This is a genomic window from Nonomuraea sp. CA-143628 (assembly GCF_050942315.1).
In the GTDB taxonomy this organism is placed as follows: Bacteria; Actinomycetota; Actinomycetes; order Streptosporangiales; family Streptosporangiaceae; genus Nonomuraea.
In genome coordinates this window covers 8,914,632-8,929,779 of the sequence record NZ_CP192072.1, presented here as the reverse complement: position 1 = coordinate 8,929,779, position 15,148 = coordinate 8,914,632, and the positions used below count along the sequence as shown (strand labels likewise).

General features: G+C 71.1%; 13 protein-coding genes. 5 read left to right on the top strand and 8 right to left on the bottom strand.

All coding sequences use genetic code 11. The features are described 5' to 3' along the window. Window positions 1-43: 43 nt before the first annotated feature. Together ACQP2T_RS40640 and ACQP2T_RS40635 are read right to left on the bottom strand one after the other, a co-directional pair. The gene (locus ACQP2T_RS40640) at window positions 44-1,024 is read right to left on the bottom strand and encodes a terpene synthase family protein (RefSeq protein WP_433510160.1); all 981 of its coding nucleotides are present in this window, start codon (window positions 1,022-1,024) and stop codon (window positions 44-46) included. Continuing rightward, window positions 1,021-1,566, bottom strand: coding sequence for an EF-hand domain-containing protein (locus ACQP2T_RS40635; RefSeq protein WP_433510159.1), 546 nt, complete (start codon window positions 1,564-1,566; stop codon window positions 1,021-1,023). Before ACQP2T_RS40635 ends, ACQP2T_RS40640 begins: the two co-directional genes overlap by 4 nt. 152 nt (window positions 1,567-1,718) lie before the next feature. Between ACQP2T_RS40635 and glnA the strand changes: the two genes are divergently transcribed. Next, window positions 1,719-3,080, top strand: coding sequence for a type I glutamate--ammonia ligase (glnA, locus tag ACQP2T_RS40630; RefSeq protein WP_433510158.1), 1,362 nt, complete (start codon window positions 1,719-1,721; stop codon window positions 3,078-3,080). A 245-nt stretch (window positions 3,081-3,325) separates the two neighbouring features. Beyond that, complete coding sequence (locus ACQP2T_RS40625) at window positions 3,326-3,805, top strand: peptidoglycan-binding domain-containing protein (RefSeq protein WP_433510157.1); 480 nt, start codon at window positions 3,326-3,328, stop codon at window positions 3,803-3,805. A gap of 108 nt (window positions 3,806-3,913) precedes the next feature. Here the strand turns inward: ACQP2T_RS40625 and ACQP2T_RS40620 are convergent, their stop codons facing one another. The 3 genes from ACQP2T_RS40620 to ACQP2T_RS40610 all read right to left on the bottom strand — a co-directional run bounded on the left by ACQP2T_RS40620 (window position 3,914) and on the right by ACQP2T_RS40610 (window position 8,222). Next, on the bottom strand, window positions 3,914-6,283 hold the full coding sequence (locus tag ACQP2T_RS40620) for a WD40 repeat domain-containing protein (protein WP_433510156.1): 2,370 nt from the start codon (window positions 6,281-6,283) through the stop codon (window positions 3,914-3,916). Window positions 6,284-6,467: 184 nt separating this feature from the next. Beyond that, window positions 6,468-6,815, bottom strand: a complete 348-nt coding sequence (locus ACQP2T_RS40615; RefSeq protein WP_433510155.1) for a hypothetical protein — start codon at window positions 6,813-6,815, stop codon at window positions 6,468-6,470. Between the two features lie 165 nt (window positions 6,816-6,980). Beyond that, window positions 6,981-8,222, bottom strand: coding sequence for a serine hydrolase domain-containing protein (locus tag ACQP2T_RS40610; protein WP_433510154.1), 1,242 nt, complete (start codon window positions 8,220-8,222; stop codon window positions 6,981-6,983). A gap of 232 nt (window positions 8,223-8,454) precedes the next feature. Between ACQP2T_RS40610 and ACQP2T_RS40605 the strand changes: the two genes are divergently transcribed. Further along, a complete protein-coding gene (locus tag ACQP2T_RS40605) occupies window positions 8,455-9,174 on the top strand; it encodes a hypothetical protein (protein WP_433510153.1) in 720 nt (239 codons plus the stop codon). Between the two features lie 22 nt (window positions 9,175-9,196). Here the strand turns inward: ACQP2T_RS40605 and ACQP2T_RS40600 are convergent, their stop codons facing one another. Both ACQP2T_RS40600 and ACQP2T_RS40595 read right to left on the bottom strand, forming a co-directional pair. Continuing rightward, window positions 9,197-10,048, bottom strand: coding sequence for an alpha/beta hydrolase (locus ACQP2T_RS40600; protein ID WP_433510152.1), 852 nt, complete (start codon window positions 10,046-10,048; stop codon window positions 9,197-9,199). 9 nt (window positions 10,049-10,057) lie between these two features. Then, complete coding sequence (locus tag ACQP2T_RS40595) at window positions 10,058-13,465, bottom strand: protein kinase domain-containing protein (protein WP_433510151.1); 3,408 nt, start codon at window positions 13,463-13,465, stop codon at window positions 10,058-10,060. 54 nt (window positions 13,466-13,519) lie between these two features. Between ACQP2T_RS40595 and ACQP2T_RS40590 the strand changes: the two genes are divergently transcribed. Both ACQP2T_RS40590 and ACQP2T_RS40585 read left to right on the top strand, forming a co-directional pair. After that, window positions 13,520-14,230, top strand: a complete 711-nt coding sequence (locus tag ACQP2T_RS40590) for a type 1 glutamine amidotransferase (protein WP_433510150.1) — start codon at window positions 13,520-13,522, stop codon at window positions 14,228-14,230. A 71-nt stretch (window positions 14,231-14,301) separates the two neighbouring features. Beyond that, window positions 14,302-14,574, top strand: a complete 273-nt coding sequence (locus ACQP2T_RS40585; protein ID WP_433510149.1) for a hypothetical protein — start codon at window positions 14,302-14,304, stop codon at window positions 14,572-14,574. Between the two features lie 33 nt (window positions 14,575-14,607). Here ACQP2T_RS40585 and ACQP2T_RS40580 read toward each other — a convergent pair whose 3' ends face one another. Further along, on the bottom strand, window positions 14,608-15,129 hold the full coding sequence (locus ACQP2T_RS40580) for an HXXEE domain-containing protein (RefSeq protein WP_433510148.1): 522 nt from the start codon (window positions 15,127-15,129) through the stop codon (window positions 14,608-14,610). Between the last annotated feature and the right edge of the window lie 19 nt (window positions 15,130-15,148).

Here is a 15,148-nt window from a genome sequence, read left to right as displayed (position 1 = left end):
CGCGACGCCCCCCGCGCCCTCCTACCCCCGCTATCGCCGGTCGTCAGGTGTAGCGGGTCGACTCCAGGAGCCAGTCGAGGTGGGCGCGCGGCGCGGCCAGGTAGGCGCACGCCACCTTGCTCACGTCGCGCGCCAGCCTGGGCGGGAGCGTGTCGAGCGGCAGGCGCCGGGCGGCCTCGTGCATGTCCTGGCAGCGCTCGGCGATCCGGTCGAGCACCCAGGCCGTGGCCTCCGGCTGGTCCAGGCCGAGCTGGTGCATCACGACCACGACGAGGTTGTGCCCGTCGCCGCGTTCCTTGGGCAGTGACGCCACGTCGTTGCACCAGGCGGTGACGTCGGTGCAGGCGTCGACGAGCTGCTGCCACGGCTCACAGGCGTGCACCCACGCGGGCACCTCCACGCGCAGGCACGGCTCCACGAGGTCGTAGAGGTACGGGCCGACGGTCCCCCTGCGCAGCGCCGGATACTGCTCCAGGGTCGGTACGCGGCCCGTGGCGCGGTTCTCGGCCTCGATGCGGCAGGCGTCGTGCTGCCGCCGCAGGTTGGCCGCGAACCTGGTCCGCCACAGATCGCTCATCCGGGCGCTGGTCACCCGCCACAGGTCGGCGAAGGCCCGCTCCAGCGGATGGGCCGCGCCGCCCGCCAGCAGGCCCTGGAAGACCTCCAGCCGGCCCGGCCCCTCGTCGAGCTCGTCGTCGAGATTGAACAGCCAGGTCAGCCACTGCGCGAACAGCGCCGCCGCGGCCGCGTCGAACTCGGCGAACGCGCGGCCCGCCATGCGGTGGAACCCCACACCGGGCCCGGCGTGCAGATCGGTCCGCCGCGCCCAGTCAAGGACGGCCGCCTCGATCGCGTACACGGCCGGATGCATGCGGCAGGGCTCCGCCATGGCGGGCACCCGCTCGGTGAGCACCAGCAGCGTGGTGGCGGCGGGCGCCCCGCGGCGCGGCCCGGGAGCCAGCGGCTTCCACTGGAGCATGGACCTCAGGGCGGTGCGCACCGAGGTGATCACGTCGGTACTCATAGGGGACCAAAGAGCCAGTTGCCCGCGGCGCTCGGGTCGTCGCTGACGTAGTACTGCCTGGCGGCCGCGATAAGCCCGTCCACGGTCAGCACGCCCCTGCCGGCCCGGTCGAGCCGGTCGAACGCCTCGTCCACGTCGTCGTAGGCGGTGCCGAAGGCGCTCAGCAGCGTACGGAACTCGCGGGGCCCGATCAGGCCGTCGCCGTCGTCGTCGCAGAGGTCGGCCACGGCCGCCGTGGCGGGCCGGAACACCGGCTCGTACAGGTCGCCCTCGACGAACGCCGCCGTCATGCCTTCACGGAACTCCTCCCGCAAGATCTGGCAGTCGGCGTCCCGGCCGAGCGCTTCGGACAGGGTCGACCAGATCCCGTCGAAGCCGGCGACGAGATCGCTGCCGGTGACCGAGGTCGGGGACTCTCCGAATCCCACCAGGAGCCGTGCGCCCAACCCCAGCAGGTCCACACGCTCGATGACGCCCTCGCCGCCCGCGTCGATGTGGTCGAAAGCCCTGTCAAGCTTGTGATTGAGCAGGTCGATAGCCACCAATGCCTCCCCCGAGACTGACTGCGTGATCACGATAGGTCCGGCCGGGCTCTTTGTCAGCGAGGCTCGCACCGGGACCCCACGTAACGTGTGCGAAACACGGACACGGCATTCTGATAGGGAACTCAGTACTGTCTTCGCTAGGGGATGCTTTGGACCGCCAGCAGGAGTTCGTGCTCCGCACGCTCGAGGAACGCGACATCCGGTTCATCCGGCTCTGGTTCACCGACGTTCTCGGCTTCCTGAAGTCGGTGGCGATAGCCCCGGCGGAGCTCGAAGGCGCCTTCGCCGAGGGCATCGGCTTCGACGGCTCGGCCATCGAGGGCTTCGCCCGGGTCTACGAGGCCGACATGCTGGCCAAGCCGGACCCGGCGACGTTCCAGATCCTGCCCTGGCGCAGCGAGACGCCAGGCGCGGGCCGCATCTTCTGCGACATCCTCATGCCGGACGGCTCGCCGTCGCACGCCGACCCGCGCTGGGTGCTCAAGCGCACGCTCGCCAAGTGCGCCGACATGGGCTTCACCTTCTACACCCACCCGGAGATCGAGTTCTTCCTGCTGAAGAACCGGCCCGAGCCGGGTCAGCGCCCCGAGCCGATCGACTCCGGCGGCTACTTCGACCACACCCCGCACAGCTCGGGCCACGACTTCAGGCGCCAGGCGATCATGATGCTGGAGTCGATGGGCATCTCGGTCGAGTTCAGCCACCACGAGGGCGCGCCCGGCCAGCAGGAGATCGACCTGCGCTACGCCGACGCGCTCACCACGGCCGACAACATCATGACCTTCCGGCTGGTGATGAAGGAGGTCGCGCTGGAGCAGGGCATCTGGGCCTCCTTCATGCCCAAGCCGTTCACCGAGCACCCGGGCTCCGGCATGCACACCCACATGTCGCTGTTCGAGGGCGACCGCAACGCCTTCTACGAGGCCGGCGCCGACTACCAGCTCTCCAAGACCGGCCGCTCGTTCATCGCCGGGCTGCTCAAGCACGCCGCCGAGATCACGGCCATCACCAACCAGTGGGTCAACTCCTACAAGCGCCTCTGGGGCGGCGCGGAGGCCATCGCGGGCCAGGGCGGCGAGGCGCCGTCCTACGTCTGCTGGGGCCACAACAACCGGTCCGCGCTGGTGCGGGTGCCGATGTACAAGCCGCACAAGGGCGGCTCGACGCGCATCGAGTTCCGCTCGCTCGACTCGGCCTGCAACCCCTACCTGGCCTTCGCGCTGATCCTCTCGGCCGGCCTGAAGGGCATCGAGGAGGGCTACGAGCTCCCGGCCGCCGCCGAGGACAACGTGTGGACGCTCACCAGCGCCGAGCGGCGCGCCCTGGGCATCCAGCCGCTGCCGCAGTCGCTGGACGAGGCCATCGCGGTCATGGAGCAGAGCGAGCTGGTGGCCGAGACGCTGGGCGAGCACGTCTTCGACTTCTTCCTGCGCAACAAGCGGGCGGAGTGGCGCGAATTCCGGCGCCAGGTCACCGAGTTCGAGCTCGGCCGCTACCTGCCGGTCCTGTGAGCGCGGGGCGGCGGGTGCGTCGTGACACGCGCCGCCCGAGCTTCGAGTCGGACCGCACCTCGGCTTGGTGTCAACAGGTCGTATCGACATTTTCCAGAACGAGTTAAATCGTCGGCTTCCCCAGAGTATCGCCGAGGGTGCCGGGTATCCACCTGCCGGAAACCTGGATAAGGGCGGCGAATTACGGGTGTCTCGGAAAGCGGGACTGACGCCGCCCTTGCCGACGACTCGACGGAGGACGACTCGTGACCGTTACGCCGACTTTGCAGGCACCGCCATTTCCCGGCGTCATCAAAAAGCCTCAGCAGGGCGAAGCCGTAAAGAAATGGCAGCAGCGGATGCAGGACCGCGGCTGGCACATCAAAGTAGACGGGATCTATGGGACGGAGAGCGAGCGTCTCTGCAAGAACTTCCAGGCCGAGAAGCACCTGCAGGTCACCGGCATCGTCGACGAGACGACGTGGGACAAGACGTGGACGGCCCCGAGCGCGGTGGCCCCGCCGTTCCCCGGTCGCGTCCTCAAGCAGCCGCCGATCATGGACGGCGAGGATGTGCGGCAGTGGCAGGACATCATGAACAAGCGCGGCTGGCCCCTCACGGCCGACGGGAGCTACGGGCCAAAAAGCGAAGAAATGTGCCGCCAATTCCAGAAAGAGCATGGGCTCGTGGTCGACGGTCAGGTCGGGCGGAACACATGGACCAACACCTGGGTAGAGACGATCTGAACTCGCTTGTCGCGAGTCGGAGCGGAAATCGTACTTTCGCTTAGTTCGGACCATGTCCGGCCGGGGCGGCCCTTCACCAGCGAATGCGGTGAGGGGCCGCTCGCATTGTCAAACGGTGTCGACGCGCCAGGCGAGAACGCGGCCGTAATGGGACTGCCCGTACACGTGCGGCTTCCCGCGGATGGTCGCCGCGGCCACGGACCGTACCGGGCGGGCGAACGCGCCCAGGACGGCCCGGCGCCGCGAAGTGGCGGCGTCCCACAGCGTCACCGTGCCGTCCTCGGTCCCGGTCACCAGCAGGATCCGATCGTCGTGCTCGACCAGGCTGAGGCAGGTGACGGTCGAGGTGTGCGGGATCCACTCCCGGCGCTCCCCGGCGGCGGCGTCCCACAGGTGCACATATCGCCCGCTGCCGACGGCGAGTACGTCGCGATCGGCGATCCGGCCCATCGCCAGGCCCGCGCCGGCGTCGTCCACGCCGAGTGTCCGAATGCGCCGGCCGGTCAGCGGGTTCCACAGGTCCACCTCGCCGTCGCGCCGCGTGGCCAGCACCGGCTGATCCCCGGCCCGGCCGAAGGCGCTCTCGCTCAGCGCGAACCCCCACCTGGGCAGCCTGGCCACGCACTCCTGCGTGACCGGGTCCCACACGTCGGCGCCGGCGGCGAGCAGCGCCCGGCCGTCGACCTCGCCGAAGGCGAGAGCGGTGGGTGAGGAGTGGTCCAGGCCGCCGAAGGTGACCCGGCCGCCCTCGGCGTCGTCCTTCCGCGCGATCCCGCGGATCTTGCTCAGCGGCTGCCACAGCATGGTGCCGTACGCGGCACAGCCGCTGCTCGCGATGTACGGCCGACCGGCCACCTGCCCGGCCGTCAAGCCTCGGCAGCAGTGGTCGTAGGGCGAGATGTCGCAGTCGTGGCCACGGCCGCTCTGGCGGCAGCCCACTGAGCCGATCTTCTTCCCGTCCGCCGCGTCCACCAGGAGCACGGTGTCACTGTGCGTGCCGACGGCCAGGGCGGGCGTGCCCTGCGCCGTGGTGAACAGCGCCAGCCCCGACCCGCCGTAGCCGATCCGCCGGTGCTGGTGCGGCGTCTGCGCGTCCCACACCTGCACCGTCCCGTCGAGCCCGCCCGTGGCCAGGCAGAGACGTCCCGCCAGGCTCCCGAAGGCGGCGGTCGTGATCAGGCGGGTGTCGGCGTCCAGGTCGATGTCCGTCTTGTGGCCCGGGTGCCTGATCACCGCCTTCGCGGGCCGTTCCCACTCCTTGCCGGTGTCGGTGTGGTTCGCCACGAGCATGATGTTCCGCCCGGCGTGGGTCGTCATGGCCACCGGTCCCTCGTCGCGGTCGAACCCTCGGTCGCGGGACTTGTCGCGGAGGTCGTCCAGCTTCAGGTAGACCAGCTCGCGGCTTTGCACCGTGTAGCCCGGCGGGTGTTCGATCCGGACCACCACCCCGGCTTCGGGCCGCCCGTTCGCCTCGCCTATGAGCAGGGGCGGAGTGAGGCCGTCCTCCTCCATGTCCGCCCAGATGTCGTCCAGTTCGGCTGTCCCCAGTCGCTCGCCGGTGGTGACGTCCCACACGTGCAGCTCGTATGGGGACAGAGCGGCCAGCACTGTCCGCTCGCCCAGCTTCGCCACCCCGAGGTCGAGCACCGCGTCCCGCTCCTCCGCGTGCAGTGCGCGCACGAGCTCGCCGGTGGCCGGATCCAGCAGGTCGACGCGCCCGTCCTCGTAGTCCTCCGGGTAGCCGCGGTTGTAGAAGCCGATGGCTACGGCGAGCAGCGTCCGTCCGCCCTCGGCCTCGACGAAGGTCAGGGCGGTCGGGTAGCCGCCGGTCAGATCGCGGGTGAATCCGCTCGCGCCGGTGAGCGGATTCCAGGTACGGATCGTGCCGCCGTCGTCGCCGCCGGCAAGTATGGGGCGGCCGTCCACCACGCCGAACGCCAGGGCGCGGACGCTCGCCGTATGACCCTCCAGATCCAGCCCGGAATGGCCCTCCAGGTTCGGCTCGGAATGGACCCCGAAGTTCGGCCCGGAGCGGCTCTCCAGGTTCGGCCAGGACTGGTCGGAATGGCCTTCTAAGTCCGGCGCGGACTGGTCGTACACGACACGGAGCCGTACCACGTGGTCGTCGCCGCCGCTGGCCACGAACGTGCGGCCCGCGAAATCGCCCACCGCCACCGCCCAGACCGGGCCGTCGTGCCGGGCCGGGCACACGTGAAAGGCTGTGGGTTGCTCGCCGGTCTCCCACGCTAGGGTCCAAGCTGACCCCGGCTCTGCCGAGTCCAAAGCCTCCAGGGCCTCCGGTTCCTCGGCGGCGGCGGTCGCGCGCAAGAACTCGAGCCGTTCGGGGCCGGGCAGCGTGACGAGCCGTGGGAGTGCACGGAGATAGGCCCGTAACAGCGCCGGCGGCCATGACCCGTCGAGCGCGCCGTGCGGGAGCGCCGGACCGGCCTCGGTCAACGAGGTCAGATCGAGCGGCATCGTCGCTGTCCCTCCTCTTGCGCTCGATCCTCTTGCGCTCGACCAGAACCTAATGACCGTGATCGCCAAGGCACGGCGGGCTTCGCCAAATCGTGATCATCTACGCAGCGGTCATCTCCTCTCCCAGGGGGAACCGGCGCATCACTGGGTGCCCGAGCGTCGGCTCGGGTGGATGGCGCGGCGATCACTGGAACGCGTAACACTCCACTTCGGCTCGGCGATAGGACAGGTGCTTGGCCACGGAGTCCCGCACGCACGCGCGTTCGTTCGGGCTCAGCTGCAACATGCCGCACACGGTCACGCTGGAATAGGTGCGGCAATCCAGCGAGGGATCGGCCTCCCCGACGCGGTAGTTCGCCCTGACCGCCGCGCGGCACTCCGAACGTGCCTGCGATGTGTTGGCGAACCTACATTGATGCAGCAGGACCTCGTACTGGGATTCGCTGACCTGATGGCGGTCGCCGTCCCAGGCGGGGATCGTTCCGAACATGGGGAGCAGCCACAACCCGGCGGCGGCGATGATGAATTTCATGGCTTCCCTCCAACACGCGCGAGGCACTGCCGGGGAGACGTCGCAGTCCACATCACCTGCTCAACTACCCGTACCCCCGTCTGGATACTTCAGTCGCAGGCCGTGGCCTCGCGGGGCCGGCCGGCCGCGGCCCTCGAATCGGCAGAGGGCCGCGGCGTCGCCGGGTCAGAAGTACTTGGAGGTCAGGTCTGTCGTCGGCCAGGTGGTGATCTTGACGGCGTTCATCTGGCCGTCGATCACGTCGAAGTCCGGCGTCCCCGTCTCCTCACGCCGGTTGAACACCGCCGCGTAGCTCCAGCCGTTCTGCAGCCGCGCCAGGTATGAGAACGTGCCCGGCATCGAGCCGTTGTGCCAGGTGTTGAGGTGCCCGGTCACCTGCCGGACCCACCAGCCGCCGCCGTACCAGGAGCCGGAGGAGGTGACGCCGGTCTCCGGCTTGGCGAACAGCTTGGCGATCGACGCCGTGCTCAGCACCGTGCCCGGCCGGTCGAAGGCGAGCGTCCAGCGGACGAGGTCCACGGCCGAGGCCAGCCAGCCGCCGTTGGCGTCCTGGTTGGGCATGTTGAAGCCGCCGTACGGGTACGGCACGACGGTGCCCGACTCGTCCATGACGGTCTTGTTCGTGTACTGGGACTGGTACATCACCTCGCCGGCCGCGGCCTCGGTCCTGAGGCTCTTGCCGAGGCGCATCCGGGTGATGCCGAGGGGCTTGAGCAGCTTCGTCTTGACGTACGTCTCGTACGACATGCCCGACACCTTCTCGATGATCCGGCCGAGCAGCATGTAGCCGTAGTTGCTGTAGACCATCTTCGAGCCGGGGGCGAAGTCGAGCTGCCGGCCCGTGGCGTACTTGATGATCTCGGCGTGCCCGATCGGCAGCGGCACGTCCAGCGCGGCCGAGATCGTGTGGTCCAGCCAGAGCTGGTCCTGCTTGGAGGTGTCGCGGTCCCAGCCGCCCAGGTGCTGCATCAGCCGGAGCACGGTGACCTGGTTCATCCGGGTGTCGGCGGGCGTGAGGCCGAGCAGCGTGGTCACCTTGGCCGAAAGGCTCAGCTTGCCGTCCTGCACCAGGCGCATGATGGCGGCGGAGGTGATGTTCTTGCTCAGGCTGGCGATGCGGAACAACGACGTCGGGGTGACGGCGGGGATCGCCTGGGCGCCGGTGTTGTAGCGATAGCCACGGGCCAGGACGATCTTTCCGCTCTTCATGACCGCCAGCTGGGCGCAGGAGATCTCGCGTTCCTTCACGAAGGTCTTGATCACGTTGTCGAACCCGGCCAAGGACGCGGGAGCGGTCCCCGACGTCTCCACCACCGGAACGGGTGCGGCGAGCGCCGGCCGAGCCGTCATCGCGGCGGCGGGTACCGCGACGGCCCCCGCTTTGAGCAGGCTTCGGCGAGTGAGCATTGTCACTTCTGACTCCCAGGTAACGTCCGTGCAAAGTTGGGCCCGTATCTTACGGACATGGAGGATCCGGCGCAGCCCGGGTCTCCCGCTGGGAAGTTTCACGCCCCCGCGAGGGTTATGCGGTGGGCAAAGACCCCTTCAGGGTGTGGGAAACTGACCGTCCGTTCAAATCGGTTCGTTCCAAAATGACTTTCGGATATTTCGCCATATGGGCGATGTTGGAGGGTGTGGCATGACGACGGCTGCCCTGCAGACCGTGCTGACCGTTCCTGAGCGCTTCAGGGGCCCGGCTGGAGTCGCCAACGGCGGCTGGATAGCCGGCACCATGGCGGAGGCCTTGGGCGGCGACAGATCGGCGGTCGAGGTCACGCTGCACGCGCCCACCCCCCTTGAGACCGACCTGTGCCTGGAGCACGTCGCCAACACGGTGTCCCTCCACGAAGGCGACAAGCTGCTGGTCGAGGCCATCCCGGTGGCCGAGGACCTGACGGCGCCCGAGTTCGTGGCGTTCAACGACGCCGCCCGCGCCGAGGCCGGTTTCCCCGGCTGGCGGGGCCACGCCTTCCCCGAGTGCTTCGCGTGCGGGCTGCGCGAGCCGGGTGACGGGCTGCGGATCTTCCCCGGCCCGGTCGAGGGGACCGACCTGGTGGCCGCCGGGTGGCGGGTGCCGTTCACAGTGGCCGACGAGGACGGCGTGCCCGCCTCCGTGGTGGGGGCGGCGCTCGACTGCATCACCGGCTGGGCCCACTTCAAGCCCGGCGAGTCGGCGCTGCTCGGGCGGCTGGCCGTACAGATCCATCGGCGGCTGTACGCGGGCGGAGCCTACTCCGTCGTGGCCCGCGCGACCGGCCGCGAGGGGCGCAAGCTGTTCGGCGAGAGCGCGATCTACGAGGTCGACGGCACCCTGGTGGCCGCCGCCCGCGCCACCTGGATCGCTCCCCGCGAAGCCTGAGACGCGTCTCTGCCCGGAGGGTTCAGGAGCCGGACGTGAGCCGGTCGGCGACGATCGACGCGCAGCGCTCGTCGAACATGATCGTGTAGTGGTTGCAGTCAGGGATCACCTCGTCGGCGAGTCCCGGCAGGCGGGCTTTCCACATGGCGGCCAGCGCGTCGGGCAGCAGGCCGGTGTCCTGATCGAGCAGCCCGCGCGGCGCCCTGACCAGGGAGAGCGGCGCCCTGATCGCGCTCAGTGCCGCGCCGACGCGCCCGGACTCGGTGAGCATCCACCGCCCGTCCTCGCGCACCGCGTCACCGGCCACGCGTGAGCGCAGCGCGCCCTCGGTGCCGGTCAGGTCATAGCGTACGTACGCCTCGGCGTCGGCGTTCCAGTGGTCGAGGAAGGCCGGGTGCGCCATGAAGAAGCCGACGTACGCCTCCGGTGTCGGGAACGTCCGGCGCAGTCGTTCCACGGCCGGTCCCAGGGTGGCCTCCAGGACCACGTCGGGGTCGGCGCCCTCGGGCAGCGGCAGCGGGAGCCCGCCGTCGACGAGCACCACGCGGGCGAAGTCGCGTTCGGCACCGGCCAGCGCGGCGACGTAGGCGCCCATGGAGTGCCCGGTCAGCACGGCCTCGGGGCCCGCGCCCACGTGGTCGGCCACGCGCAGCACGTCTTCCGCGTGCCGGGCCAGGCCGTACGGGCCGGGCAGGGCGGCGCTGTGCCCGCGACCGCGCAGGTCCATCGCGACCAGAGACCAGTCGGCGGGCAGCAGCCGCGCCACCGCGGCCCAGGCCATCAGCGAGGCGGTGATCCCGTGCACCGCGATGATCAGGCGTGGTCCCGTGCCGAACGTGGCGACCCGCATGCCGTCGACCTCGTCGAATCTCATAGCCGGATCTTAAGGACAAACCTTCTGGTAGGGCAGTCCTGGCACGAAGCTTCGCCACTCGCCGGGGCTCAGCGGCCGCTTGGCGCGGGCGCAGATCGCGGCCACCATCCTGCCGGGCTCGGCCGGCCGCTCGCGTACGACCCCCTCCTCGTCCAAGGTGATCACTCCCGAGCCGTCGGCGGTGAACGCCAGCCCGGACAGCTCGCCGTCGCCATCGTCGAGCGTGCCCAGGTCCGCACCGGCGGCCAGGTCGACGAGCCGCACCCGGTGGTCGTGCGTGACCAGCGCGACCACGTCCTCGCGGGGTGACCTGGCCGCCATATCGCTGCCCGTGAGCCGGCCCAGGGCGGCCTGGCGTACCCGCTGTCCGGTGGCGGTGTCGTAGACGCTCACGCGACCGCGGGAGTCCACGACCGCCAGCGACCTGCCGTCGTGGGTGAAGACCACGTCGGTGACGGTCGTGCCCTGGCCGGTGCCGCCGAACGGCTTGCCCAGCCGTCGGCCCGACGCCGCGTCGAACAGGTGCTGGTCGCCGGACCCCACCGCCAGCACCTTGCCGTCGGGGGAGAAGTCGGCGTCGTGTACCTCGCTCACCGTGGCCGACCATAACTGGTGCCTCGACCTCCAGTCCCAGACGCTCACCGCGTACCGGGAGGACACGTCCGCGTCGCGGTAGCGCAGACCGGTGACCAGCTTCGTGCCGTCGGGGCTGAAGGCCAGGAAGGAGGTGTCGTATTCCGCCAGGTCACCGTGGGGCGCCGCTTTCGCGAGCGTGCGCCGTGTGCCGGTGTCGAGGACCGTGAACCCGCTGATGCCGCCCACCGCGGCCAGTCGCCCGTCGGGGCTGATCGCCGCGGCGTCCACCGGGTCGGAATCGGGCCGCTTCAGCACCGGGGCGCCTAGTGGCCCGCGTGGGTCGGCGAGGAAGACCTTGTAGCTGTCCTCGGAGCTCAGGACCTGCCGGGCGCCGGGACCGAACTTCATCCACCACCACGAGGGCGCCCCCTTCGGCGCGCGCACCGCGAAGTCGCTCAGGTCCACGGTGAGGACGCGGTCCTCGCTGAGGTAGCGCAGCGTGTGGCCGTCGAAGCCGACCTGGGGCGCCGGAACGGAATCGTCCTCCGTGCCGCCGGGCAGGGTCAGCGTGGTGAGCAGCCGGTCGTAGGCCCGCCAGACCTGGATGTTCTGCCCGGTCGCCGAGGCGAGCAGCCGGCCGTCGGCGCTGAAGGTCAGCTCGCCGCCGTTCCAGATCTCGGCCTCGTTCCCGAGGGTCACCGCCGGCCCGCCCGCACGGTCCGTGATCCGCAGTTTCTCTCCCACCAGCCGCACCACCGTCTTCCCGTCGGGTGAGACGATCGGATGGGACGCGAGCGGGCCCTTCGTCCGGGCGCCGGTCCGCGGGTCCCAGGTGTATTCGTGCTGGTCGAGGCGGATCAGCGCCTGCTGGTCGGTCGTCCCGTAGCGCACGCCGACCGGCGTGCCCACGTCGTCGCCGACGTCATGGCCGAACGTCCACGTCCCGACCGTCTTGCCGGTGCGCAGGTCCCACACGCCGGCCCGCTTGTTGGTGGCGACCAGCAGATTCCGGCCGGTAGGGGAGAGGGCGGCGGCCAGCGGCCGCTCGCCCGCCAGGCCCAGCCGGCCGATGCCGCCGCTCCGCTTGCCGGTGCGTACGTCCCAGAGCCTGACCGCGTCGTCGCTCACGCTGGCCAGCGTCCTGCCGTCGTGGCTCAGCAGCCGCAGCGCGTCACCCGAGGCGGCGGGGTCCCTGAACGCGGCGACCTCGCGCTGCGCCAGCGAAGCGGTCAGCGCGGCCCTGGTCTGCGGAGTCCGGTCCAGCCGCCAGGCGGCCACGCTCAGCAGCATCGCCGCCCTCGGGTCGCGCTGCCGCAGGGTGTCCGCGACCTGCGCCAGCCGCGCCGCCTCCGCCTGGTCGCGCTGCGCGGCGATCCGATCGGCCCGCTCGTCGGCGAGCGCGCTCTGCTGGACGGCCAGGCCGGTCGCGAGCAGCGAGATCACCAGCAGGGCCGCCAGGCTGATGGAGACAAGCCTGGTCCGCCTGCTCCTGCGCCTGGTCAGACCGGCGCCCGCGTCGAGGAAGTCGCGTTCGGCGGTGGACAGGGTGATGTTGCGGCGGGCCGTGGCCGCCCACCGCAGCGCGTTCTCCAGGCTGCTGCCCTGCAACAGGTCGCCGTCTTTGCGCCCGGCCCGCGCCCACCGCTGCGCGGCGGTGAGGATCTCCTTGTGTACGGCCAGGCCGTCCCGGTTGGCCTCGACCCAGCGGCGATAGCGCGGCCAGGCGAGGGGCATGGCGGGGCGGGCCAGCCAGACCTCCTCGCCGTCCCTGGACAGCAGGTAGCCGAACACTTCCAGGATCCGGGTGACCGACGAGACCTCGGGCAGCGGGCGGCCCTCGACGAGTTCGGCCAGCTCCGCCCGCCGGATCGCGAGGCCGCCCTGCTCGCTCACTGTGATCAGCCGCAGGAAGACCTCGGGCGCGAGTTCGCGCTCCTCCGCGGACAGCAGCGCGTACGCCTCCTCGGCCAGCGTGCCCAGCGCGGGATCGTCGGCGGGGGCGCCCACCCGCGCGGCCTCCCTGCCGCCGGCGGCCAGCAGCAGGCCGGTGTCGAGGCCGCCCTCGGCGCTCACCAGGGCCAGCAGCAGCTCACGAGCGGACGGGCGCTCCAGCGGGTCCTTGCTGAGCGCCGCGGCCACCAGCGGGCGCAGCGTGGCGGGCAACACGCTCAGGTCGGGCCGGGACGACAGCACCCGGTGCATGACCGCGCCCAGGTTCTCGGCCTCGAACGGGTCGGTGCCGCTCGCCGCGTAGACCATGATCGCGCCCCAGGCGAACACGTCGGCGGGCGTCCCGGCCCGCTCCCCGCCGAACACCTCGGGCGCCATGTACGTGGGCGTACCCGTCACCAGGCCCGTCGCGGTGAGCGACATCTCCGCGGTCCGCGCTACGCCGAAGTCGATCACCCGCGGCCCGTCCGGACCGAGCAGCACGTTGTCGGGCTTCAGATCGCGGTGGATCACCCCGGCGTCGTGGATGGCGGTCAGCGCGGTCGCCACGGCCGTGGCCAGCCGGTGCAGCTCGCCGCCTGCGAAGCGGCGTCCCTCCATGACGGCCTTGCGCAGGCTGGGGCCCTGGACGTACTCGCTGACGATGTACGGCCTGGGCCCCTCCAGTTCGGCTTCCAGGACGCTCGCGGTGCAGAACGCGGCCACCCGGCGCGCCGCGGTCGCCTCCCTGGCCAGTTGCTCCGGCTGGTCGCCGTACAGCACCTTGATCGCCACCCGGCGGCCGTCCTCGGCGTAGCCCTCGTAGACCACGCCCTGGCCGCCCGTGCCGAGCCGCCCGGCCAGCCAGTAGTTGCCCAGCCGCTGGGGATCCCCGTCGATCAACTTGTCCACGGGCAGTTGGATGCGTGCTGCTTGGTGAAAGTTTGGGCGGATAAATTACTCCTTATGAGGATTACGGTCATTGAGCACGAGGCAGACGCGTCCCTCGGCTACCTGGGCGACTGGCTGGGGCCGGTCTGCGACGTCGTACGGCCGTACTTGGGCGAGGAGGTTCCCGAGCGCGCCGCCGACGGGCTGATCGTGCTCGGCGGGGAGGCGGCGGCGTGGGAGGACGATCGCTGCCCGTGGCTGCCCGCCACCCGCGACCTGCTGGCCCGCTCCGTCGAGGACGGTACGCCCACGCTGGCCATCTGCCTCGGCGCGCAGCTGATGACCCTGGCCTGCGGCGGCGCCGTCGAGCGGGGCGGCGAGGGGCTGGAGGTGGGCGTCTGCGAGGTGGTCGCGCTGCCCGCCGCGGCCGCCGATCCGCTGCTGTCCGGTGTCGGCACGGCCGTGGCCGTCCAGTTCCACCAGGACGTGATCGCCCGGCTGCCCGACGGGGCGGTGCCGCTGATGACGGGCACGCCGTACCCGAACCAGGGGTACCGGCTCGGCGAGGCGGCCTGGGCGGTGCAGTTCCACCCCGAGGCCACGCCGGAGATCTTCACCTCGTGGAGCACGGCCTCGGGGCTCAGCTCGGCCGGCGAGCTGAACGCGGCGGTCGGCGCGGCCGAGGAGGCGCTCATCGCCACCTGGCGGCCGTTGGCCGAGGCGTTCGGGCGCCTGGTCGCCGACAGGGCGCGGGCGGGCCTCGAGCCGATTCAGGGCATGTCCTGAGTCGTTCCCTGACGCGCGCCCTGGCCGAACCGTCCTAGCGGCCCCGCGCCCGCTGCCCGCACGGAACGCGGGTGATCAGTGGTGGCGCGTCCATCGAGGGCGGCACGGCGGGGCAGGCGCCGAACGGCACCCCCAAGAGCGCCGTCGTCGCCTGCCAGAACCCCGCCCAGCGCATCGTGGGCACCGGCACCGGCATCGGCAACGGCGGGCAGCAGGACCAGGTCATCCCGATGGCCGTCTTCCCCTCCGCCGGGCTCGATCAGGCGACCGGGCGGGCGGCCGAGGACGAGAGCGGCCTCGCCACTCCCTGGGACATGGACCTGTTCCTGGTCTGCGTCGACTGACGCCCGCTTGTACCGGTTGCCGGACGGGATGGGTCACCGGCGGCCGGTACGGGGCCGGGTGAGCGCGTGGGCGAGTGCGTGGACGCCGCCCAGGACGAGCGGCAGCGCGGCCAGCCCGGCCAGGGCCGACCCGGCGCCCGCCGTCGGCACCCCCGACGCCTTGAGCCGCCGCCACGCCCACACCGTGAACGGGATCACCACCACCGGCGCCGTCACCACGCCGGGCGTGTAGCCGCGCGCTAGCGCCGACTGCGCCAGATGCCCCACCCCGTGTAGCCCGAACCCGGCCAGCACCGCCTGGAACACCGGGCTGCGTCCTCCAGTGCGCGCCCCCATGGCCGACGCCCCGGCCATGACGCCGCCCATCAGCCCGATCGCCACGTTCACCTGCCGCTGCGACATCTCCAGCCGCTCCCACGGGACCCGTGGGTAGCGCCGCTCCAGCTCGGGCCGGTGCTCGCGGGTCCAGCGGGACATCGTGGCCAGCTCCTCCGCGTCGTGCGCCACCCAGGCCGCGAGCAGTCCCCAGGTCACCGTCGCCGGAACACCGTCCATCCCAACCTCCAAAACGCAA

What these genes read in the sequence shown, in the direction of transcription:
- ACQP2T_RS40640 (WP_433510160.1), bottom strand. Translation starts at nt 1,024, where the DNA reads ATGAGTACCGACGTGATCACCTCGGTGCGCACCGCCCTGAGGTCCATG.
- ACQP2T_RS40605 (WP_433510153.1), top strand. Translation starts at nt 8,455, where the DNA reads ATGACGACGGCTGCCCTGCAGACCGTGCTGACCGTTCCTGAGCGCTTC.
- ACQP2T_RS40590 (WP_433510150.1), top strand. Translation starts at nt 13,520, where the DNA reads ATGAGGATTACGGTCATTGAGCACGAGGCAGACGCGTCCCTCGGCTAC.
- ACQP2T_RS40620 (WP_433510156.1), bottom strand. Translation starts at nt 6,283, where the DNA reads ATGCCGCTCGATCTGACCTCGTTGACCGAGGCCGGTCCGGCGCTCCCG.
- ACQP2T_RS40610 (WP_433510154.1), bottom strand. Translation starts at nt 8,222, where the DNA reads ATGCTCACTCGCCGAAGCCTGCTCAAAGCGGGGGCCGTCGCGGTACCC.
- ACQP2T_RS40615 (WP_433510155.1), bottom strand. Translation starts at nt 6,815, where the DNA reads ATGAAATTCATCATCGCCGCCGCCGGGTTGTGGCTGCTCCCCATGTTC.
- ACQP2T_RS40600 (WP_433510152.1), bottom strand. Translation starts at nt 10,048, where the DNA reads ATGAGATTCGACGAGGTCGACGGCATGCGGGTCGCCACGTTCGGCACG.
- ACQP2T_RS40580 (WP_433510148.1), bottom strand. Translation starts at nt 15,129, where the DNA reads ATGGACGGTGTTCCGGCGACGGTGACCTGGGGACTGCTCGCGGCCTGG.